Genomic DNA, 22,107 nt, shown 5'->3' on the forward strand with positions numbered 1-22,107 from the left:
ATTGTCCGTCGATGAACATGTCATATACTAACGCCAATTGCCTCACGCTCCACATCACTCATGTTGTAATAATCACTTCATCATGTGTTCATACATCTTCAAAAGGTCATTCTCTTCGGCCATTCTGGGATTATATAATAAGCTTCCATCTTCACTAGCACGCTCCACAAGAAGGGGTATCTGCTCATAAGAGACACCTGCTGCAGACAATGTAGAGGCAATCCCGCTTTTCGCGCAGACATCTGCTCGCAACTGTGCAATAGCTACAATAGACGCTTTTGCTGTAGCTTGAACATCATTTTGGACATCGACAAATCCTGCACGCACGCCTATTTCTGCGATCCTTTCAGGTACTTCCTCCATATTAAATTGAAGGCCTTCGACAAGCATTAAACTATTGGCTACACCATGGGGCACTCGTGACACTCCTCCAAGCGCATGTGCAAGTGCATGAACAATGCCAACCATACTATGATTAAAAGCAATACCTGCCATCGTGGCCGCCATTTGCAAATGAGTTCGTGCCTCTTCGTAACCATGATCATCAAGTGCACACAACAGCTGTTCGCGAATGATCCTAGCCGCCTCAACAGCGTACAGATCACTAAACGGTGAATGCTCTACATCAATAAACGCTTCTATTGCGTGGGTTAAAGCATCCATTGCAGTCGCTGCCACCAAGCTTTTTGGCAAGCTAAACGTCACTGCTGGATCGAGTACAGCTAGTGTTGGTGCTAGTCGATAATCCACGAAGGTTAGTTTCCTATGATCTGTCGCATCAGCAATAACAGAAACCATCGTCACTTCTGACCCAGTCCCTACTGTTGTCGGTATAACAATAAGAGGAAGTAAAGGTTCGGTAAGTATATGTGCCCCCTGATACTCCAGTAGATCGCCTGCGTGAGTCAGTACAATATTTACCGCTTTTGCAGTATCCATGACACTTCCTCCACCTATAGCAATGAGCAGTTCACATTCCATGGGACGTAAAGCATCGCGCACAGTATGTACAACTTGCACATCACTATCTTGCGGAACACTTTGATAACTGGCTACGACTTGGATGTTTGACTCCTCTAAGCTCGTAAGCATCTGCTGATAAGCGGGTAATGTACATATGACCGCATCAGTAATGACTGCTGCGCGCATCCCAGTAAAAGCTGCTAATTCTGGTGCCATGGTTTGTAGAAAGCCTGGCTCCCCACCAACAATTCGCGTAGGCACTTGGAACTGAAAGAAATCCATCATCAGGATCCGTTCTCCTTTTAACTTTCTTTTTTTTGCAACCCTGACATTGCGCGATACAATGGTCGCAATCTACTGTACATGCGACGATACTGATGCCTATATACTTGATCGTACACTTGTACTTGTTGCTTACGCGGTTCAAATGACTCGCCCTGACCAGTCATCGCTCTTACCGCTATGTGTAAGTCTGCATGCCATCCAACACCAACTGTCGCAAGAATCGCTGCCCCTAACCCTGATGCTTCATGAATTTTTGTTCGAACAACGGGCATACCTAACACATCTGCCGTAATTTGCATCATCTGATCGCTTTGCGAACCGCCACCGCATATAAACATCTTCGTTAATAGAGTGCCGGTTTTACGCTCGATGCGTTCTTTCCCTTCTCGCATACTGTAAGCAAGTCCTTCAAGGAGTGCCTTATATAGATGTGCCTTTGTATGACCTGCATGGAATCCAATGACTGCTCCACGTGCTTCAAGCCCAGGATAGCGAACTCCTGCAGACCAATAGGGTTGGAGCAATAACCCGTCAGCCCCTGCCTTCACGTCAGCAATCTCCCGATCTAACCATGCCTCTACCGGAATTCCACGTTCTTTTGCCATTCTCTGCTCTTCTTTTGCAAATTCATCTTTAAACCAGGACACTAACCAAAAGCCGCGAAAAATTTGAATTTCCATTTGATACTGACCTGCAGCTGCACTCGGATAAGCTGGTTGTAAAAAGACAGGCTCTTTATAACGAGCAACATTCACGTTAATCGTAGCTGTCGTACCATATCCAATGCATCCTTGACTTTCATGGAGGCACCCTGCACCAAGCGTTTCACACGCTTTATCAGATGCGGCTGCAATCACTGGCAATCCAACAACTAATCCAGTGCACGCTGCAGCTTCTACTGTTACATAACCTAAGATGCCACCTGGCTGTACTAATGTGGGTAACCATTCTCTTTTAATAGGGATCGCTCGCCACATCCAGTGTGAGGCACGCGGCCAAGTTTGCGCTTGATAATCAAATGGGATGTACCCCACTTGACATGCTGTCGAATCCTTGAACTCTCCCGTCAATTTATAGGTTACATACCCAGATAAAAAAATGTATTTTTTGATCTTTGCCCACAGATCAGGTTCATGGAGTAGCAACCAGTTGGCTTGTGCGCTTGCTTGCAGCGCACGCACACTTTTTCGTAGTCGGGTAAAAAAAAGCAATGCTTCCATAGTTGCACCGACAGTTGGAACAAGCTCTGCTTTGCGCTGATCCAGCCACAACATCGCTTTGCGAAGCGGAACGCCGTGTTCATCCAAAGGGACAATCGTTGCACGTTGCGTTGTCACAGCAACACCTGCAATTTCATGTGCCAAAACATCTCCTGTTTTCCATAACTGCTGACATGCATCTGCTATATACCGCCAAAAATAATCTGCATCCTGTTCTGCAAACCCTGGTTTAGCACTTTCGTACGGCTGGTCATAATGCAATTGTACGCCCGCTATAAGATTTCCCAGTGCATCAAATGCAAGCGCCCGCACACTTTGCGTCCCCACATCAATAGCGAGCACTTTGTCTGCAATCACTGCTTTCATCACCCTTTTTCATGTGATTGTACAGAGAGTAGGCGTGGACTATAGGCACTTTGCCATAGATTCTGATATCGCGTTACCTCTGCTGTCCACATCTCTTCTCCCCACCCTAACATCGATGCAATCGGTTGTTTAAGTTCAGGAAGGAGCCCTACTCCACCCTCGTGAACGATCAACCCTAGCCTTGTTCGTCGCCACAATAAATCGTCTAAATGAACCACCTGTTCAGAGCGAGCTGCATACATCAGTTCGGCGAGGGAAATCCCAGTGCCTGCAAGACTCTCTTGTGCCTCCAACGATGTATTCCCCCATATTTCCCTTACAACGTCATCCTCATAGCGTTGCATGAGACGATGAACACTTTGTAGTTGCCCATGTCCATCTATTTTTTCTAAGGGTGGTATCTTAATTTCCTGCACATTGCTTTTGCGAGCTACACCATAGCTACCTCTCAACCACAACTTTGCTGCATGCAAAACAGCAACTGCAAGCTGGCGATACGTAGTCAACTTTCCACCTGTCACAGATACAAAGCCAGAATCAGCCCAAATAGCATGCTCCCGCGACTCCTCCGATGGGTTTTCCTTCCCAGTGTCAATCACGGAACGCACTCCTGAATATACGGAGAGTACATCTTCCACGCGAAGCTTTGCATGAGGGAATTGTGCTGTAAGTGCTTCAAATAAATAGGTTCCTTCAACACCCGTCATGTGTGGTTCAGTATCAAGAGACTGCATATGCTCAATGTCTGTTGTACCGAACAAGATGACACCTTCCCATGGATATGCATACACAGGACGCGAATCTCGTGGATGAAAAAAACTGACAGCCCCTTGAAGTGGTAATCGATGCTGTTGAAGAAGCAAATGACTACCGCGTAACTTACGCAATGGCGGACCATTTTGAACAGCAAATGGTGGTTGATCAGTCCATATACCCGTACAATTAATGACAAGCGACGATTTTATCTCTGCGTATTGGCCAGAACATTCATCGCAAACCGTGACACCTAGAATTTGGCCTTGTCGATCTCGCATTAACTCTGTCACTTTTGCATAATTGACACTACTTCCACCATGTTGCTGACCTTCTTCAATCACCCGCAAAACCAGTCGTGCATCATCTGTCTTTGCATCTTCAAATTGATAACCGCCAAAACAAGAAACGCTCTCCATACCAGGAATCTCTCGTAACACTTGTTCTGCTGTGCGAAAATGGTGCGTTCTTCGTCCAGCCATCAAATCATACAAGGACAACCCTGTCTTTAACGTGATACGCGATGACACAGAAGCAGATGCAAGCGGCATTAAAAAAGGCAGTCGTTCAACCATGCCAGGGTACCGCGCAAGCAAATGCTCACGTTCACGCACAGACTGAAGTGTCAGTTTGATCTGCCCCTGTTTTAAATAACGCAGTCCACCATGGACTAATTTGCCCGATCGACTGGACGTCCCCGATGCATAATCTCGTTGCTCAAGTAATAAACAACGCAATCCACGACGCGACGCCTCAGCAAATACACCAGCACCTGTTATCCCTCCCCCAATGACAATAAGATCCCATGACTGTTGCAATTGACTCCATACCTCTTGACGCTGCCTCATAGGCCTCACTCCATCAATTTGCCTGGGTTCATTAATCCTTTTGGATCGACTGTCTTTGCAACTGCACGGAGCATCTGCAACCACAGTTCCCCTTTTTCCACTTCTAGATATGGCCTGTGGTCTAACCCGACTCCATGTTGATGACTAATCGTGCCACCTTGCTCCACAATCGCCTGACTAGCAGCTGACTTCAAGGTTTGCCATCGAGCAAGCGTGGCATCAGCCGTATCGGCTAAACGAAAAACATACGTGGTGTAAATGCTCGAACCCACCGCGTAGACATGTGACACATGTGTAAATACATGTACTTGTTCCTGTTGAAGGCGCGCGGCATTCTTTAGCGCATCTTCAATCGCAGCAATAGTCGTTTTCACTTTTGACCAGATGACAGAAGTCTCCAATGTATCAATGGCATACCCTGCTTCCCATAACGTATTGCGCAGATACGGTGATTGAAAGCGTGCCTTTTTCCACTCTTCACCAAATTTTTGCCCTACAAAAATGCCACCCTGCTGTTTTATGATCCTGCGAGCACTTAGCAATCCTTGTGATACAGCATCTGTCGACCCGGCTACTCCGTAGAGTAAGAGGCATTTTTGATCCTTGACACCCCATAATGACAATCCCAGCTTCACAAAGGACAGCACCTTTTGGTGTGACGCCAATGCAAGGGTAGTTTCCGTTTCAGCTGCTAAACTAAGCCGTATCATCGTCATATGCAGATCGGCTTGTGCCAATTCACGAACAGCTGTAAGTGCCGTTTCCGCATCTTTAAAAAATGCTGCATGTACACGCTCCTGTTTAGGGAGTCTTGATACTTTCACGGTACATTCTGTTATAATCCCAAGTCGTCCCTCTGAACCCAGAACAGTCTGGCGAAGATCAGGTCCTGCCGCTGATGCGGGTATAGGTTTTAACACAAAGGAACCTGCCGGCGTCTCCAATCTCCCTCCAACAAATAAAGAATCCATGCGTCCATATCCTAGTGAATACTGTCCTGCAGAACGTGTGGCTACCCATCCACCCAGTGTTGAATACTCAAAAGATTGGGGATAATGGCCAAGTGTATATCCCCTTGCTTGTAAACAATCCTCAATCTCTGGACCGCTTATCCCAGCTTCAAATGTGGCTAATTGCTCCATTGGATCAAAATGAAGAAGCTGATTCATCCTGCGCATATCCACTGTGACTACTGGTTGTAATGAATCTGGCACAGTGAGATGACCAACTACACTTGTCCCTCCACCGTATGGGATCAATCGAATATCATGTTCACTCGCCAAGTCCAATAATGTCCGTATTTCTTGTGCACTTTTGGGATACGCCACCGCATCTGGAAATCGCTCAATAAGTCCCATACGCAACCCAATCCAATCAGGCAAACTTTGACCTACTGCGTGTAATGCTCTATCTTTTGCATCACATGTCATGTCACAGCAAGCTAATAACTCATGCTGTGTAAGTCGAGAAGAGGGAACGAGTGCTATTAGTTCGTCAAATGTGAGTGAATGGCTTGTTTTGGCTAATCCTACATGCGCTTGCAAGTATTCAAATGCTATCGGATTAACTTTTTGGAAAACGCTTTCTTCTCCCCACCCATTCCACCTTCGCATATCACCACCTCCTTCTTACTTCATCAATCGCAAAAAACGTAAGGCACTTTCCTCCATCACAACACGAACTAGTTGTTCCGCGTCATTAGCCCTTCCCTCACTCACCGTTTGAAGAAGCTGACGATAAAACTGTGAAGAATACTGACGTTGATCGCGTAAAGAAAAATAATAATTGCCATGTGCCTGATAAACAGCAGCCAAACTATTGACTAAAAACAGATAGATAGGGTTTCCCGACCCTTCTGCTAACACTTTTTGAAGTTGAAAATCATATAGAGCATATGTGCCCGCATCATCGTGTAATAACGATGAAGAACGAAGAAAATCTTCCAATTCATCCGTGTTACGTCTCATGAGATTGCTAATCCAGAGAGGTGCTAGTTGACTTCTTATCTCTAAAAAATACTCAATAAAACTAGAAGATAGCTGCTCGCCAAGCTGCACAAGTTGCACCAATGTGGCAAGATTCCCGGTTTTTCTATAGTCTAGTACAAGGGCTGGCTGGCCTTTGCGCGTTTGCACAAACCCATCGCACGCCATTCTTTGTAAAGTTTCACGTACAGTAGAACGCGATACTCCAAGCAATAGAGCTAACTCACGTTCTGGAGGTAACACTGTACCTACTTCCAGTTCTCCATCAGCAATTTGACGAATGAACATCGACTCTAAGCGATCAGATGCTGATCCTTCATGTATGTATTGTAAAATCTAGGGATCCCCCTTTTGCTTCAATCACATTTCCGTTGTTTTGTGGTCTGACCACCACACTATATGAAATTTTCAAAATTGTAAAGATGATTTTTAGAAAGCATAATTACATTGTCGCCCGATACACATGTCCCGTTCATGTGATACCCACATCGCTTGAGCTTCTCTATGTACGTGTTCCCCCCACATACCAAAAGGGTCGTGTATGGTTCACAGGGAGAGAACACACTTCTCACTACCCCCCTTGAACAACACACGACCTAGCACTACCATCACCGATTTTTTGTAATCCGTTCATCAAAAAACTCAAGCAAATGATTTTTTAATGACAATCGAGTTCATAATATTAGCTACTGCATCAACGCGATCGGCGGCATTACTCAAGTGTCTATACACTTCGCGAATCTTGATCATATAAGGAATATCTAACTCGTTAGACAGGTGTGCAATTGCCTTTCGATAGATACCTTCAATTTTGTTTTCAAGAGACTTAGCCTCCATACTTGCTACATTACAACCTCGATTGTCTTGCCCCAATAAACGCGATGCTTCCAGTAACTTACCAACCGATTTGTGCAGATGATCTACCATATCCGTTACATAGATATCCGGTTTAATTTCATAAACAGAGATTTCTTTGATGGTATTCTCGCTATAATCACAAATGTCATCAATGGCGCAGGATAGATGATTGATATCTTCACGATCAAATGGCGTGACGAAAGTCTGAACCAACCGATCCACGAGTGCTTGTCGAATATCATCCGCCTCGTGCTCTAAATCAGATGCTTTTTCTTTGATGCCAGCTTCCTCACCAGATCCATGAATATGAACATAATCGCGAAGTAACGCAGTCATCTCATGGGTTAACTCCAATTGACGGATTAATAAATCTTGAAAAACAGTTGATGATCCAGTAAGTAAATTTTTCCAATTCATGCTGCTCACCTCGATAAAAAGATTCTAAAACCCATGTATTACATGAAAAGTAGAAGATCAGTACTTAGCCATCCTACAATCAATGCAAGCGGCAAAGTCAATGCCCATATCTTTACGATCTTTATGGATGTTGCCCAGTTAACCGCATAGGGGTTACGGGCAGTTCCCATCCCAAATAAACTCCCATTGGTTGTCTGTGTTGTGCTCACTACTAAGCCAAATACAGATGCTGCACTTACAGACAAAGCCACTGCTGTCTGTGCACTAAGCGCGTTAATAGGTCCGAGCTTGACGACTCCCTCACCTAGCGTACGTGCAATTCTAGAACCGCCTACAACTAATCCAATCGACCAAAAAATTAGCGGGAAAAGAATAGCAATAAACGACACATGATATCCAGTCGTATGAAAAACAAGTGCAATAGCTACAGCCATTAATCCAATGGCCTTCTCTTGGTCATTAGCTCCATACGCCAAACCCTGAAAAAAAGCAGTGACATATTGCCCATAACGCAAGCGTCTCATCCACGTCATCGACATACGTGAGAAAAGTATCCACAGTACTTTAGTCAACAAATATGCTACGATAAATCCTACAAAAACGGAGCCGATAAATCCCGTAAATACTTTGACTACGCCGATCCAATGAATGGATGATATACCGTAGTGTGCTAATGCCGAGCCAACTGCCCCACCAACCAATGCAATCGTTGTACTCGTAGGTATTTTTAATCGCCACGTGATCAATAGCGTCAACAAGGAAGCAAATAGAGCTGTACAAAGAAGTTGTAACCCCATACGATGAAAATCCACAATTTCCACGGCTATGGTATGCGATACTGCCGTACCAAACACGAGTGGTCCAAGACCTACGCTGATGATCAAAAGGGGTACAATCAGCCTGGCAGGCAGAACACCAGAAACTAAAAAACTTGCAATAATGCTCCCACCATCATTAAACCCTGACACTAAAGCGAAAAGAGCAATAAGAATAAATACACTCACAGAAAGAAGCATCTGCACCCCCCTCTGTCTCATCTGCCTTTGTTTTCTGTATCTCACTTATGGATATCAACTATCTCGCACGTCAGTGTAATAAACCAACGATCCTTTACAATTCCTTTACATTAACTTTAGAAGAACTTAACATAGATTCGCCATTTTATCAACGTATGTTTGCGGATATTGATCCATTCTTCTACCCTATTACTGTTCAAAATATATTGACAGATCTATTCTTAGCTCATTACAATGTGCATGTGGAAACCTTTCCACATGAAAGCCCTTACTTATATTAAGTTTACCATTTGTACCTATTTACCATTTTGAGGAGGTGTATCTGATTGAATGAAGTAGTAGCAGGTAAGAGCAGAATACGCTGGATGATGATGGGCATGGTTTTTTTGATTGTCGTTGTCAACTATCTGGATCGTGCAAACATTGGTGTAGCAGAACCACTCATTACTTCTGCTTTGCACTTTAGCCCACTACAGATGGGAGTCATTTTTAGTGCTACTGTGTGGGGATTGTTTTTAGGTGAATTACCTGGTGGCATTATGGCATCTGTTTGGGGGCCACGCAAACTCTATACATTTGCTCTCATTGGTTGGTCAATCTTCATGGTTCTTCCTCTTCTAACCACATCTTTCACTGGATGGATGTGGATTCGTGTAGGATTTGGATTTTTTGAAGGTATGACTTGGGGTATAGCCTCCATGGTTGGTGTGCGTTGGTTCCCTACAAAAGAACGAGGGAAAGCAATGGCATTACAAAACATGGGTTTAGCAGTAGGTTCGGCCATTGGGGCTCCACTCATTACATTACTCATGCTCGTTTTATCTTGGCAATGGGCTTTTGTCATTATTGCCGCACTCGGTATCATTATGGCACTTGTCTGGTGGAATCTCGCATCTGACTTTCCCACAGACTCTACAAAAGTTAATCATGCAGAGTTAGAATATATTATTCAAGGACAAGAAAAAGTTGAAGATCAAGGTCAAAAACCTGCAGTTCTAAAAACACTACAATATGTAGTAAAAAAGCCTTCACTCTGGGCACTAGTAGTAGCAAATTGGACACTAGCATACTTTTTATTTACATTAACTTCATGGCTACCAGCTTATCTCCATACTGCGCGGGGACTTAGTTTACCCAAAACAGGTCTTGTAGCAGCTCTACCGTGGATCTTAGCTGCCATTAGCATTCCTTTTAGTGGCTGGCTAACAGACCATCTATTAGCACGCTATGGTAGCTATCGTTGGGCTCGGGCAATCCCCACATCGGGCGGGTTATTTGTTGGCGGTATCTTGCTATTTCCAGCCATTTCGGTCCACTCTGTTGCACTTGGAGTTGCCTTATTATCTATTAGTTTTGCATTTGTATTGATGCAACTTGGACCAGTGTGGACCATTCCGACAGATGTCGGTGGTACATTTGGCGCAGGTATTGCAGCAGGCTTCGCAAATACGCTTATCCAAACAGGTGGCATTATCGCGCCATTACTCATGGGCTATTTAGTGCAGACCACAAACAGTTATAGTTTAGGTTTTGAAATTACTGGTGCTATTGTTTTTGTTTCAGGAATATTGTTTCCTATTCTTTACAGAGGCCCAATTGATTTTCACGAGGGACATCCAGCTCGCATAGCACTCTCGATCGATACTCCCACGAGTATTTCAAGATCCTGAATCCAACCATTACCCATTGATTTAGAGTGTGATTCTATCCATCGTATGTGGAGTTTGTTTGGGGGATGTGGAAACGTTTCCCGAACAAACTCGTCACGATCTATAAAAAATACACTTTTTTCGCTATCATCATCTTATTAAATAAAAGGAGGATCAGCATGAAAATTGCTAAAGAATGCTCACAATGTTTTGAACAACAACTATCCCGTACCCTAGCCAAACGAGCAGCTGATAACGAATGCAAACAACTACACAAAACCATTTTGGCATCCATACAGGCCTATTCTTCATCTGATAGTCCTGCCCTACCATTGACTACTCTATATGATTCGGTGCAAAAAGAATTACAAGATGGTGATCCGTATGAAGAAGAAAAGAAATCTGCCAATCAGTTTGCAGAAACTTACCTACTCACTCTGGATCATACAAAATCCATGACTATTTCAGATTGGCTCTTACTTGCAACCGCCGCTAATATGATCGATGTTGGTCTAGAATCTGATTCTGAAGTCATGATACAAGGCTTTTTAAAAGCAAGTGCCCAGGGATTTATGCGCAATGACCTTTCTATGTTAGAGATTTCTCCACAAAAGCCTATGAAGATCGTCTATCTGCTAGACAACTGTGGGGAGGCCGTATTTGATCGCGAAGCTATTCGTTTACTCGTACAACAGGGTCATCAGGTCACTGCTGTAGTCAAAAGTTTTCCTTTTCTTAATGATGTTACATTAAAAGAAGCGCAATCTATTGGATTATTTGATACAGGGGCTACAGTCATAGAAAATGGACTTTCAGGAGTTGGTATGTTACCTACTGTAGCTCCTCAGCATATCTTAAATCTTTTCGAAGATGCCGACCTAATCATTGCAAAAGGGATTGCACACCTCGAAAGTGTGACTGAGTTTTCTCTAGGGATACCCATCATTTTCCTCTATCGTACAAAATGCATGCCAAGTGCGCGATTCGCTGATGTGCCCTTTGGAGAGAATGTAGCATACTTACTACAACCCTCTCTAGTAGGCAGGACCTGAGATGACCCACACGATTAAAGATGTCGCAAAACTAGCTGGCGTAGGAATTGCAACAGTCTCGAGAGTCATTAATCAAAATGGATATGTTAGTCCAGATACAGCAAAGCGTGTTATGAAAGCTATGGCAGAGCTTGACTTTACTCCAAGTCCACTAGCTCGCGGACTGGTTAGCCGCAAGACAGCTACGATCGGACTTGTTATTCCAGATGTCGCAAACCCTTTTTTTGCTGAGGTAGCACGTGGTACTGAAGATGCAGCGATCGCCAAAGGGTTTACAGTCATTCTTTGCAACTCAGATTGGAAAGCGGAGCGAGAGAAAATGTATAGTAAGTTACTTCGTCAAAAATGGGCTGAAGGTGTAATTGCTGTTGGTAGTCGTAGTTCTGAATCATCCTTAAGAGAGTTAATTGATCCATTGCCCATGGTATTTGTAGATCGTTTCACCATGCTTCCTGGGAGTGACTCTGTATGGAGCGACAATAAAAAGGGTGGTTTACTAGCTACCCAACACTTGATAGATATGGGATGTAGAAAACTAGCCCATATCTCTGGGCCAACACATTCCCCTGCCTCTATTGCTAGACAAAAGGGATTTCTTTTAGGGATCAAAGAGGCTAACGTCAGTTGGGAAATAGTAAAAGGTGATTTTCGCTATCGTTCTGGGTATGATGCGGGAATGGAACTCCTTACTCGAGATGTTCCTCCAGATGGGATCTTTGCAGGTAACGATCTCATGGCAGTAGGGATCTTACAAGCCGCCGCTTCACTGCATATCCGTATTCCAGATGATCTTTTAGTGATTGGTTACGACAATATTGCCATGGCAGAGTATGTTGCACCACCACTAAGTACAGTTGACCAACCTGCTTATGAGATGGGACGTATTGCTTTCGATATGCTTCATAAAAAAATGCAAGATGAGACGAGAGAGTCTCGCAACGTAAGAGAGTTTGAACCACTCCTTATTTTGAGAGAATCTACGAATAGAAAGTAATATAACGAGATAAAGGAAGTAGATGAATGTGAAACGTAGTGGCCTACTGCATGGCGAATTATCAAAAATTGTAGCACGGTTAGGTCATGGTCAATCTATCGCTATAGCTGATTACGGACTACCTATCCCAACTCACATACCTGTCATTGATTTAGCGGTTGCACCAAATATGCCACCACTACTTTCAGTACTTCAAGCGATATCTAGTGAACTCGACGTGGAATCACTCATTGTAGCTGAAGAATTGGCCAATACACTTCCTCAATTCCTTGAAGAGATCGTACATATCTTTCCTACTAATATGGTAAAAGTACCTCATGACATGCTTAAGCAGAAGCTACATGATGTCGTTGCTGTTGTGCGCACAGGTGAATGGACTCCTTATGCAAATGTCATTCTTACAGCGGGTGTGGTATTTTAATCATAGCTAAGGAGGATTTACATGGCTCATATTTTAGTTGTAGGTAGTATCAATATGGATGTCGTTTTGCGTGTCGCGCAACTTCCTTTCGCAGGGGAAACCGTAAGATCAGCGGAGATCGGGTATGTTTGCGGTGGAAAAGGAGCCAATCAGGCCATAGCTTCTGCACGCGCAGGGGCGCGTGTTACCATGGTTGGTGCAGTGGGCCATGATGAGATGGGCCAAACCCTTTTGAGTAAACTTTCTGCAAATGGAATCGATGTTTCCCATATCGAACAAAAGCAAAGTTCCACAGGGCTTGCATTTATTAGTGTCAATGAATCAGGTGAAAATACCATTGTGTTACATGAAGGTGCCAATGCAGAACTATCTGTACGCGATGCGCATCTCCATCAAGCATTTGATAGTAAGCCGGACGTTCTCATCGTTCAAAATGAAATTCCATTAGATGTTACTAAAGCGGTTATGCAACAGGCGCACCAACTTGGCATACCAGTATGCTTCAATCCAGCACCTGCTCAGGACATCCCAAAAGATATTTTTGAGTGGGTGGATATCCTCATTGTAAATCAAGGTGAAGCATCCTTATTAAGCGGGCTAACTCTCGTTCAAGGCAAGGACATCTCATTAGCCGCCAAGCATTTTATCGACCTTGGTGTCCATGAGGTTATGATTACACTTGGAAACAAAGGCGTCTTTTTTGTCAACGATAAGGGGCTATCTCGAAAAATTGATGCTCATAGGATTGATGTAGTCGACTCGACAGGAGCAGGCGATACATTTGTGGGATTTTATGTTGCACTTAGGGCCGCATTATATCCGCCACAGCACGCATTATGCTATGCAAATGCCGCTGCAGCACTGAGTGTTACACGAAGTGGTGCAGAACCTTCGATCCCTTCATTCTCTGAAGTAACCACGTTTTTAAGTGAGCAACAGTGGATGAACTGTAAAAACGTCGAATGATGAGCCACTTGAATACCCACACGCAAAAAAGATAGGATTAACGATAATCACGTCACTGCATGCTACTCCTGTCTCAACTGCCCCCAATCGACGTAGAAGTGTAAGTACTTGCTCCACCGTATCCATGTTCGTACTGGCTTACTATCGAATTCCTGCTTCATTGGCACTTCGCACAACAGTGTACATGTGGAGGTTAAGTCATCCGCTTCGACAAGCAAGTAGAATACATGATCAGGATGCCCTGCTAGAGCAAAATGAACTTTCACGCCTAACTCCTGGCAACGATTTGGCATGGTTTGCAAAAATTCTTGTAACCCGTGCCTCACCTCGTCGTTATACATTCCACAGTTATCCATGTCGTGTCATGCCGTTACATGGAACAGCAAACACCACACCTCCTGTCGTAAGTGAGCTTTACTCTCCATGCTCATACCCCAACAATTTACTTTCCTCAGTCATGAGCGACCGAACTCGTCCTGTACCCATGTCTTTCCTCTTAACGCTGGACATCCCTTTTACTAACCGTCAAATAGCCCACGGAAATTACGATCAACACAGTGAATACTGCCGCAACAATCCCGTCTCCATATCCCAACCCTGTGATACTCTGCGGCTTGCTGAACCAATCTGCGAATGAAGCTCCAAGTGGTCGCGTGATGACGTAGGCAAACCAGAATGCAAAGATCGGATTGAGGCGGAACAGAAAGTAACCGATTCCTGGTAGCAGGAACAACACGATAAACAGAATTCCCGAAAGAAAATAGCCCAGATGGAATGTCGTCGCAGTCATATCACCAGTTGCGGTTCCCATCGCAAAAGTTGCCAACACAGCCGCCCAGTAAAACATTTCCCTACGACGAGTATAAATACTGTGGATGGATAACGTCCCCTCCACCTTGTACCAAACCGTGAAAACTACGGTCAGGATGATGGCAAACGCTGTCGTCGAGGCGTAGTATGGCACTCCCAGAACAATGTGCGTCACATCTGCAACCATCGTGCCAAAAATCGCAACCATAACGACTAAGAGCCAGTAAATCCACGCTATGTATTTCTTAACGGAAAACTGTAGGATGAGCACAATCACAAAGCCAACGAAACCGAGCATCACCGCAACATACGGATTGATGTGATAAACCAGATAATCTGAAGTCGCTTCACCCATGGCAGTTGACAGCAATTTTACAATCCAGAAGTATATCGTGATTTCTGGAACCTTTGTTAAGAGGCGTTTCCCTCGATTTTGGGTTATGGAATAAGACTGATTCATAGATGCATTTGTTCCTCTCATGCGGTGTGCTGTAGCTTTTTAAGACTACCATATAGTCACGATCATGACAGAAAAGGAGCCTTTCCCTTCACCCTTCTGTAACCTTTTCCTTATTCTGATTTTGAAATTTGCAAATTAGCCTTTTTACATTTCTACCTATGTTCCCATCAAATAATCCCTTGCTTTTTCCCCGCTTTCAGTCTGGCAAGACTTTATTCTTGATCAAATAAAGTTCGGGGAAAAGAGAAGGGAAAAGGTCTTGAGGAATGGGAATTTCTCCATTTTGCCTCACGCACTTTTCCCGCTTGAATCAGGTATTTATTATGTCTGGGGCAGATAATTATTCGAGATTGCTGGAGATTGTTATTGGGCTACATCGTGTAGCAACAAGGACGCGATCACTTCCACATGTGCTGTCTGTGGAAACATGTCAACTGGTTGAATGCTTGTCATCACATACCCACCATCAACCAAATGACGCAAATCACGTGCCAGCGTTGCTGGATTGCAAGAGATATAGACAATCCGTTGTGGTGCAAGATCTATTAGAGCCGTTAACACTTGTGCGGCACATCCTGCACGTGGAGGATCAAGCAAAACAACATCTGGACATATGCGATCAGAGACTAATTGTGGCACGATATCTTCGACAAAACCCGAGAGAAACTGCGTATTCGTCAGACCATTATTCTTCGCATTAAACGTTGCATCCTCTGTCGCCGCCCGTATACTTTCCACCCCATAGACCGCTTTCGCCTGCCTAGCAGCTAACAGTGAGAGAGTCCCAACACCCGAAAAGAGGTCAAATACAACATCTGTTTTAGTTAGCTTTGCAGAGGCCAGTGCCTTTTCATAAAGCACAAGTGTCTGAATGGGATTCACTTGCAAAAACGCTGATGCAGAGATACGAAATGTAAGACCCGCAATCTCTTCTTGCATATAGGGAGATCCAAAGAGCACCCGCTCTTTAATGAATTGACCTTCTGTTGAATCAGCTGCAATACTATGTTTTTGTTGGATCACACTCACCAAGCGATATCCTTCAGGCATGCGTTCTGCAAGTACTTTGCAGAACAACTCAGCGCGTGGTAGCTCACGTCCCTGTGTGATCATAACGATCATGACTTCATTGGCGTTATTGGAGCGAATCACTAGTTGCCGCACATCACCACGGCGATTCTTTTCATCATAAGGACGAATCCCAAGTTCGGTAAAGTTTGTAGTAATCGTATGTAACAGCTCATCATACGCTTTAGGCCGTATCATGCATGTCTGTGCTTCTATCGGTTCATGCGTTCCCTCTTCCACAAAACCTGCTACAAAGCGACCCGAACGAGCGGTTGCCATCAAACTTACTTTATTGCGATAGCGCCACGGATCGCTTTGCAACAGCGTGTCCAAAACCAACGTTCTCACCACTTCGGAATCGAATTTCCCGATTCTCTCCAAAGCATCTTTCACAGTTTGCTGTTTAAATTGCAGTTGTGCATCGTAGGATACGTGTTGTAATTGACACCCACCGCACAGGTCAAATACCTCACAAGGAGGTGTCTCACGTTGTGGAGATGTGCGAATAATGGAAAGTATCTTTCCTACTGCAAATGTACGCATGACTTTACTAATCTGCACTTTAACCAATTCACCAGCTAAAGCTCCATCGATAAAAACAGTAAATCCGTTATACCGCGCCACACCTTCTCCACGATAACCTAGCCGTAGCACATCCACGGTTATCTGGTCGAGTACAGCAACCGGTGGTGCCATCAATTGATCTTTACCCACTCCACGTAGCCCCTATCTAGTTCTCTATTTCTTCTCCATGACAATTACAGATAGATGTTGCGGCATGACACTCACGTGTTGTGGTAGTTTTCCACCAAATTCCCCATCGATATTGAGATCTACTTCTTCATTTGATGATAGAGAAATATCGCTACTGTGAAAATACATGACACGTTCATCTTTCGTATGCTCACCCCGTAACGCTGAACTCACGATCCGAATCATATCACCAAGGTTAGTAGGCTTCACAATTAGCACATCCAACAAACCATCATGTACGAGCGCATTGGGCGCAAGATGTTCAAAGCCACCAACGGAACGGGAGTTGGTAATTAGACATAACATCGCTTTGCCATCGTAAACAACATCCCCCGCTTGAACGTGCAAATGAATCGGGCGCAAGCCTGGCAGACGCTCTAGCCCCTTCATGTAGTATGCTAATTGCCCTAGTATAGTCTTTAACTTACTGGGTACATCGTAAGTAATCTCCGCTAATCGACCACATGCTGCAATGTTAACAAAATATCGATTTGCACCAATTAAGCCCAAATCAAGTGGCATCGTATTGCGTCGTGCTACAATCTTTGCAGCCTGTTGAATATGGAAAGGAATACCTAAAGCACGTGCTAAATCATTAGTCGTACCAGAAGGAATAATCCCAAGAATAGGGCGCTGCTTGCATTGCGCTAGTCCGTTAACCACTTCGTGCACCGTACCATCTCCGCCACACGCAACGACATAGGAAAATCCATCACGTGCAGCTTCAATCGCAGCCTTGGTCGCATCTCCCGCTTGTTTAGTTGCGTGACAAGACGCTTCCATCCCGCCGACTTCTTCGAGAATGGAAAGGACGTCTGCAAGAGAGTGCTTAAAAGCTTCTTTCCCGGCCGTTGGGTTATAGATGACTCGAACCCGCTCACGCATGCGCTTCACTCCCTAGCGAGAAATCAAATCAAGAATGATTTGATTAACCAGTTGAGGGTTTGCTTTCCCTTTTGTCTCTTTCATCATTTGCCCAACCAGTGATCCTATTGCCTTTTCCTTACCTGCTTTAAAATCTTCAACAGACTTTGGATTAGCAGCAATGACCCGCGCCGCAATTTCGCGCAGTTCTCCTTCATCAGAAATCTGAACAAGTCCTTGCTCTGCAATTACACTCTTCGCATCTTTACCTGACTCTAACATTGTTTTTAATACATCTTTAGCCATTTTTGATGAAATCGTTCCTTCATCAATCAATCCAATCAGTGCAGCGAGTTGCTCAGGTGAAACTTTTATCTGTTCTATCTCTAAAGAGTTTGCTTTTACATATGCGAGTAAATCACCCATAATCCAATTACTCGCGATTTTTGGATCTCGGACACGACTTGCTGTTCCATCAAAATACTCAGAGAGCACTCGCGTTGCCGTCAGAACTTCGGCATCATAAGCAGGCAATCCATACTCCTCGATAAAACGTTTGCGACGCGCCGCAGGTAATTCGGGAATCTCCGCACGTCGCTCTTCAATGTACTCTGCACTAAGGTAAATTCGCGGCAAGTCTGGTTCCGGAAAGTAGCGATAATCATGTGCATCTTCCTTCGAACGCATCGCAACTGTCACACCTGTTTCTTCTTGAAAGCGCATGGTCTCCTGTACGATATCTTCTCCACGCAAAAGCAACTTTGTCTGACGCTGTTCCTCATATTCCAGCCCACGTTGAACGTTTCTAAAGCTATTCATGTTTTTAATCTCTGTCTTTGTCCCCAATGCCTCTTGGCCGACAGGGCGCAACGAAATATTGGCATCACAACGCAAAGATCCTTCTTCCATCTTGCACTCTGAGATCCCACAAAACTGCATAATTGATTTTAATTCTTCAAGATATAATCGCGCTTCTTCCGCCGTGCGTATATCTGGCTCACTCACAATCTCAATCAGAGGTATACCTACTCTGTTCAAGTCAACAAGTGATGCATTACCAAAGGGCGAATGAGTCAGTTTTCCCGCGTCTTCCTCAAGATGCACTCGTGTAATCCCAATCCGCTTTTTTTCTCCCTGAACCGTGATCTCAATATATCCATGTTCCCCAACGGGTTCATCGTATTGAGAAATTTGATACGCCTTGGGGCTATCCGGATAAAAATAGTTTTTACGATCAAATTTACTTTGTTGCGAAACTGTGCAATGTAACGCAAGTGATGCGCGAATAGCTAACTTTAGCGCATCCTCATTCAGTACAGGAAGAGCACCTGGACTACCGAGACACACAGGGCATACATGTGTATTGGGCGCGGCACCAAATTCCACCGCACAATCACAAAATATCTTCGTCTTTGTCCCTAATTCCACATGAACCTCTAACCCGATCACCGTTTCGAAATGAGACATTATGCGTGCACCCCCAATGCAGGTCTCATCGGAGCAAATCCTGCAGCTTGTTCATAGGCATGTGCTGTTTTGAGTAAAGTTGCTTCATCATACATGCGCCCAATTAACTGCATCCCCACAGGAAGACCGTCAGATAATCCACACGGCACACTAATCGCTGGAAGGCCTGCCAAGTTAACTGGGATCGTACAAATATCATTCATATACATGGTCAAAGGGTCCTTTGTCTTCTCTCCAAAGCGAAAGGCCGTAGTCGGAGTCGTAGGTGACACAATGACATCGACATCATGAAAAGCTGCATCAAAATCCATCGCAATCAAGGTCCGTACCTGCTGTGCTCGCTTATAATACGCATCGTAATATCCTGATGAGAGAGCGTATGTTCCAACCAATATACGGCGCTTTACTTCTGCACCAAATCCAATACTTCGCGTTTTGCGGTACATATCTAAAAGATTCTCTACACCCTCCGCTCTATAACCATAACGCACACCATCATATCGCGCTAAGTTAGACGAAGCTTCCGCCGGTGCAATGAGATAATACGCCGATAATGCATACGCCGTATGTGGCAAACTCACTTCAACAATTGTTGCACCGAGTCTTTGCATTTGCAAAATGGCAGCTTCTACTGCTGTCCGCACACCTTCCTCAATCGCTGGAGAAAAGTACTCCTTGGCCACACCTATACGTAATCCGCGTATATCCCCTGTGAGACCTGCTATGTAATCAGGTACTTCTCGCTCCACAGAAGTGGAGTCGCGACGATCTTTCCCCGCAATTTCCTGCAAAACAATAGCCGCATCTTCTACCGTGTGAGTAATCGGACCAATCTGATCAAGTGAAGAAGCAAATGCCACAAGACCAAACCTCGACACCCGTCCATAACTCGGTTTTAACCCAACTACACCGCAAAATGCCGCTGGTTGGCGAATCGATCCACCCGTATCAGAACCTAGTGCATACGGCACCATACCTGCTGCAACGGCCGCTGCCGATCCACCACTCGATCCACCAGGAACGCAATCATAATCCCATGGATTATGTGTTTTCATCAGTGCAGAATTTTCCGTCGAAGAACCCATAGCAAATTCATCCATATTTAACTTACCAACAAGTATCCCCTCTGCAGCTTCTAGTTTCCTTGCAGCTGTAGCAGAATAAGGCGGTATATATCCTTTCAATATACGACTAGCACAAGTGGTCTCTACCCCTTGCGTGCACATATTGTCTTTTAGCGCAAATGGAATTCCAGCTAGTAACCCTTCTGATCTGCGCACATCTAACTTCGCAGCTTGTGATTTTGCCAACTCATCGGTCACAGTAACAAAAGCTTGCACTTGAGAATCAACCGCTTCTATCTGTTCTAAACTAAAATGAACTAAATCAGAAGATGTCATTTCCCCTGACATTAATCCTTGATGTAACTTACGCAATCCACTATAAAAATCCACGACTATCCCTCCAACACTGCCGGAACGCGAAATTGTTGTTCTTCTACATCAGGGCCATTGGCCAAAGCTTCGTCATCTGAAAGCGATGAACCCACAACATCTGGTCGGGTCACCGTTTGTAACATCCCCACATAACTCATAGGTAGCACACCCGTAAGATCAAGTTGTTGCAATTCTTCAGCATACTCTAAAATACTTGTCAAATCACTTACCAAGGACTCCATCTCTGCTTCATTCACTTCTAACCTTGCCAACGAGGCAACATGAAGCACATCTTGTCTACTTAAACTCACGACTCATTCCTCCACGCTCACAGCATATCGATCCTAGTACCCTATACCATCAAGAAGGTTTATTTCCCACAAGTAAGATAACGATAGACACAAGCGAAAAACATATGCCTAACAAATATAAAAAAGTGACAGTTTGCTTTTGCGACAATCCAGACTTCATGAGGTAATGAAAGGTGTGGCCCTTATCTGCTATATAGATAGGACGATTTTCACGAAATCGTTTAAAAATCACATAAAAAGCATCCATAATTGGAACTCCAAGTGCAAGTACTGGAATTAACATGGAAACCAGCGTAGCTGATTTAAATGCTCCACCAACCGCAATAGCTGCCAATACATAACCTAAGAACGTAGCACCTGCATCACCCATAAAAATACGTGCCGGGTGAAAATTGTGTCGTAAAAATCCAAGCGATGTACCAATGAGTATGATAGATAATAGGGCCATGGCTTCATGACCTTTCAGTAAAGCGATAAAAAAGAGCGTCGTTGCGGAAATCGCAGCAATACCTGCAGCTAATCCATCCACTCCATCTAGAAAATTCATCATATTGGTGATCGCAACAACCCATATCACTGTGGTGAAGACTCTTAGCCACAGCGGAAAAAGGATAAATCCATATTCTAAAAAAGGGATATGAATCCCCTGAATGCTAACACCAAAGATAGGGAGAATGCAGGCAGCTATAATTTGCACCAGAAACTTTGGTAAAGCAGATAGATCTCGCTTACGCGTTTTATAAAAATCATCAACAATTCCAAGAAGAAAAATCATTAGCCCACCTAACGTAATCCCCCAAAATTCAGGCGCACGGTGAGTAAAAATCGCTGCAGTGATGACAAATCCACAATAAATAGCCAATCCACCCAATAATGGAATAGGCGCCTTGTGAATTTTTCGCTGATTAGGCATGTCCACAAACCCTGTTTTCAATGCCAGCTTTTGCACATAAGGTACTGAAAAGTATACCAGTACAAAACTGAATACCAACGCTACGATGTAATACATCGAACCAGGAGCCCCCCTAAGAATTCAAACCCGCTGCTAGTATACCAAATAAGTATGTCGTGCGAAAAGAGAGCCGGAGCTTATGCAAAACAAGCTCCGTTCTTATTCTATACACGCAAAAGAATACATATCCTAG

The 22,107-nt window shown here is 44.3% G+C and carries 19 protein-coding genes; 5 read left to right on the forward strand and 14 right to left on the reverse strand.

What is annotated here, in order from left to right:
• Positions 1–72: 72 nt before the first annotated feature.
• From MM817_RS03940 to MM817_RS03970, 7 genes are all read right to left on the reverse strand, one after another.
• On the reverse strand, positions 73–1,248 hold the full coding sequence (locus tag MM817_RS03940) for an iron-containing alcohol dehydrogenase (RefSeq protein ID WP_241712122.1): 1,176 nt from the start codon (positions 1,246–1,248) through the stop codon (positions 73–75).
• 17 nt (positions 1,249–1,265) lie between these two features.
• Entirely contained in the window at positions 1,266–2,834 is a 1,569-nt protein-coding gene (locus tag MM817_RS03945) for an FGGY-family carbohydrate kinase (RefSeq protein WP_241712123.1), read from the reverse strand.
• Positions 2,834–4,435, reverse strand: a complete 1,602-nt coding sequence (locus MM817_RS03950) for a glycerol-3-phosphate dehydrogenase/oxidase (RefSeq protein WP_241712124.1) — start codon at positions 4,433–4,435, stop codon at positions 2,834–2,836. Before MM817_RS03950 ends, MM817_RS03945 begins: the two co-directional genes overlap by 1 nt.
• Positions 4,436–4,440: 5 nt before the next feature.
• Complete coding sequence (locus MM817_RS03955; protein WP_241712125.1) at positions 4,441–6,048, reverse strand: FAD-binding oxidoreductase; 1,608 nt, start codon at positions 6,046–6,048, stop codon at positions 4,441–4,443.
• Between the two features lie 15 nt (positions 6,049–6,063).
• Positions 6,064–6,708, reverse strand: coding sequence for a GntR family transcriptional regulator (locus tag MM817_RS03960; protein WP_241712126.1), 645 nt, complete (start codon positions 6,706–6,708; stop codon positions 6,064–6,066).
• 354 nt (positions 6,709–7,062) lie between these two features.
• Positions 7,063–7,695, reverse strand: coding sequence for a DUF47 domain-containing protein (locus MM817_RS03965; protein ID WP_241712127.1), 633 nt, complete (start codon positions 7,693–7,695; stop codon positions 7,063–7,065).
• A gap of 38 nt (positions 7,696–7,733) precedes the next feature.
• Positions 7,734–8,711, reverse strand: a complete 978-nt coding sequence (locus tag MM817_RS03970; RefSeq protein WP_241712128.1) for an inorganic phosphate transporter — start codon at positions 8,709–8,711, stop codon at positions 7,734–7,736.
• A 326-nt stretch (positions 8,712–9,037) separates the two neighbouring features.
• Between MM817_RS03970 and MM817_RS03975 the strand changes: the two genes are divergently transcribed.
• The 5 genes from MM817_RS03975 (at position 9,038) to rbsK (ending at position 13,793) form a co-directional block, all read left to right on the forward strand.
• Positions 9,038–10,381 (forward strand): MFS transporter, encoded by a 1,344-nt coding sequence (locus MM817_RS03975; protein WP_241712129.1) that lies wholly within the window; start codon positions 9,038–9,040, stop codon positions 10,379–10,381.
• Between the two features lie 158 nt (positions 10,382–10,539).
• Entirely contained in the window at positions 10,540–11,412 is an 873-nt protein-coding gene (locus MM817_RS03980; RefSeq protein WP_241712130.1) for a damage-control phosphatase ARMT1 family protein, read from the forward strand.
• 1 nt (position 11,413) lies between these two features.
• A complete protein-coding gene (locus MM817_RS03985; RefSeq protein WP_241712131.1) occupies positions 11,414–12,406 on the forward strand; it encodes a LacI family DNA-binding transcriptional regulator in 993 nt (330 codons plus the stop codon).
• A gap of 28 nt (positions 12,407–12,434) precedes the next feature.
• Positions 12,435–12,827, forward strand: a complete 393-nt coding sequence (gene rbsD, locus MM817_RS03990; protein ID WP_241712132.1) for a D-ribose pyranase — start codon at positions 12,435–12,437, stop codon at positions 12,825–12,827.
• Between the two features lie 21 nt (positions 12,828–12,848).
• The gene (gene rbsK, locus MM817_RS03995; RefSeq protein ID WP_241712133.1) at positions 12,849–13,793 is read left to right on the forward strand and encodes a ribokinase; all 945 of its coding nucleotides are present in this window, start codon (positions 12,849–12,851) and stop codon (positions 13,791–13,793) included.
• Between the two features lie 496 nt (positions 13,794–14,289).
• Here rbsK and MM817_RS04000 read toward each other — a convergent pair whose 3' ends face one another.
• From MM817_RS04000 to MM817_RS04030, 7 genes are all read right to left on the reverse strand, one after another.
• The gene (locus MM817_RS04000) at positions 14,290–15,063 is read right to left on the reverse strand and encodes a COG4705 family protein (protein ID WP_241712134.1); all 774 of its coding nucleotides are present in this window, start codon (positions 15,061–15,063) and stop codon (positions 14,290–14,292) included.
• Between the two features lie 363 nt (positions 15,064–15,426).
• Positions 15,427–16,845, reverse strand: coding sequence for a 23S rRNA (uracil(1939)-C(5))-methyltransferase RlmD (gene rlmD, locus MM817_RS04005; RefSeq protein ID WP_241712135.1), 1,419 nt, complete (start codon positions 16,843–16,845; stop codon positions 15,427–15,429).
• A gap of 24 nt (positions 16,846–16,869) precedes the next feature.
• Positions 16,870–17,769 (reverse strand): YegS/Rv2252/BmrU family lipid kinase, encoded by a 900-nt coding sequence (locus MM817_RS04010; RefSeq protein WP_241712136.1) that lies wholly within the window; start codon positions 17,767–17,769, stop codon positions 16,870–16,872.
• 12 nt (positions 17,770–17,781) lie between these two features.
• Positions 17,782–19,215, reverse strand: a complete 1,434-nt coding sequence (gene gatB, locus MM817_RS04015) for an Asp-tRNA(Asn)/Glu-tRNA(Gln) amidotransferase subunit GatB (protein ID WP_241712137.1) — start codon at positions 19,213–19,215, stop codon at positions 17,782–17,784.
• On the reverse strand, positions 19,215–20,627 hold the full coding sequence (gene gatA, locus MM817_RS04020) for an Asp-tRNA(Asn)/Glu-tRNA(Gln) amidotransferase subunit GatA (RefSeq protein WP_241712279.1): 1,413 nt from the start codon (positions 20,625–20,627) through the stop codon (positions 19,215–19,217). The genes gatB and gatA overlap by 1 nt, the downstream gene beginning before the upstream one ends.
• Positions 20,628–20,671: 44 nt before the next feature.
• On the reverse strand, positions 20,672–20,962 hold the full coding sequence (gene gatC / locus MM817_RS04025) for an Asp-tRNA(Asn)/Glu-tRNA(Gln) amidotransferase subunit GatC (RefSeq protein ID WP_241712138.1): 291 nt from the start codon (positions 20,960–20,962) through the stop codon (positions 20,672–20,674).
• A 49-nt stretch (positions 20,963–21,011) separates the two neighbouring features.
• Positions 21,012–21,971: an MraY family glycosyltransferase gene (locus MM817_RS04030; RefSeq protein WP_241712139.1), complete on the reverse strand. Its 960-nt coding sequence runs from the start codon at positions 21,969–21,971 to the stop codon at positions 21,012–21,014.
• Between the last annotated feature and the right edge of the window lie 136 nt (positions 21,972–22,107).

Source organism: Sulfoacidibacillus ferrooxidans (genome assembly GCF_022606465.1).
In the GTDB taxonomy this organism is placed as follows: domain Bacteria; phylum Bacillota; class Bacilli; order Alicyclobacillales; family SLC66; genus Sulfoacidibacillus; species Sulfoacidibacillus ferrooxidans.

Coding starts and splice junctions, on each gene's coding strand:
- MM817_RS03955 (WP_241712125.1), bottom strand. CDS start 6,048: ATGCGAAGGTGGAATGGGTGGGGAGAAGAAAGCGTTTTCCAAAAAGTT.
- MM817_RS03965 (WP_241712127.1), bottom strand. CDS start 7,695: ATGAATTGGAAAAATTTACTTACTGGATCATCAACTGTTTTTCAAGAT.
- MM817_RS03980 (WP_241712130.1), top strand. CDS start 10,540: ATGAAAATTGCTAAAGAATGCTCACAATGTTTTGAACAACAACTATCC.
- MM817_RS03985 (WP_241712131.1), top strand. CDS start 11,414: ATGACCCACACGATTAAAGATGTCGCAAAACTAGCTGGCGTAGGAATT.
- MM817_RS03940 (WP_241712122.1), bottom strand. CDS start 1,248: ATGATGGATTTCTTTCAGTTCCAAGTGCCTACGCGAATTGTTGGTGGG.
- MM817_RS03970 (WP_241712128.1), bottom strand. CDS start 8,711: ATGCTTCTTTCTGTGAGTGTATTTATTCTTATTGCTCTTTTCGCTTTA.
- gatA (WP_241712279.1), bottom strand. CDS start 20,627: ATGTCAGGGGAAATGACATCTTCTGATTTAGTTCATTTTAGTTTAGAA.
- MM817_RS03945 (WP_241712123.1), bottom strand. CDS start 2,834: ATGAAAGCAGTGATTGCAGACAAAGTGCTCGCTATTGATGTGGGGACG.
- MM817_RS04030 (WP_241712139.1), bottom strand. CDS start 21,971: ATGTATTACATCGTAGCGTTGGTATTCAGTTTTGTACTGGTATACTTT.
- MM817_RS03950 (WP_241712124.1), bottom strand. CDS start 4,435: ATGAGGCAGCGTCAAGAGGTATGGAGTCAATTGCAACAGTCATGGGAT.
- MM817_RS04010 (WP_241712136.1), bottom strand. CDS start 17,769: ATGCGTGAGCGGGTTCGAGTCATCTATAACCCAACGGCCGGGAAAGAA.
- rbsK (WP_241712133.1), top strand. CDS start 12,849: ATGGCTCATATTTTAGTTGTAGGTAGTATCAATATGGATGTCGTTTTG.
- MM817_RS04000 (WP_241712134.1), bottom strand. CDS start 15,063: ATGAATCAGTCTTATTCCATAACCCAAAATCGAGGGAAACGCCTCTTA.
- MM817_RS03960 (WP_241712126.1), bottom strand. CDS start 6,708: ATGTTCATTCGTCAAATTGCTGATGGAGAACTGGAAGTAGGTACAGTG.
- gatB (WP_241712137.1), bottom strand. CDS start 19,215: ATGTCTCATTTCGAAACGGTGATCGGGTTAGAGGTTCATGTGGAATTA.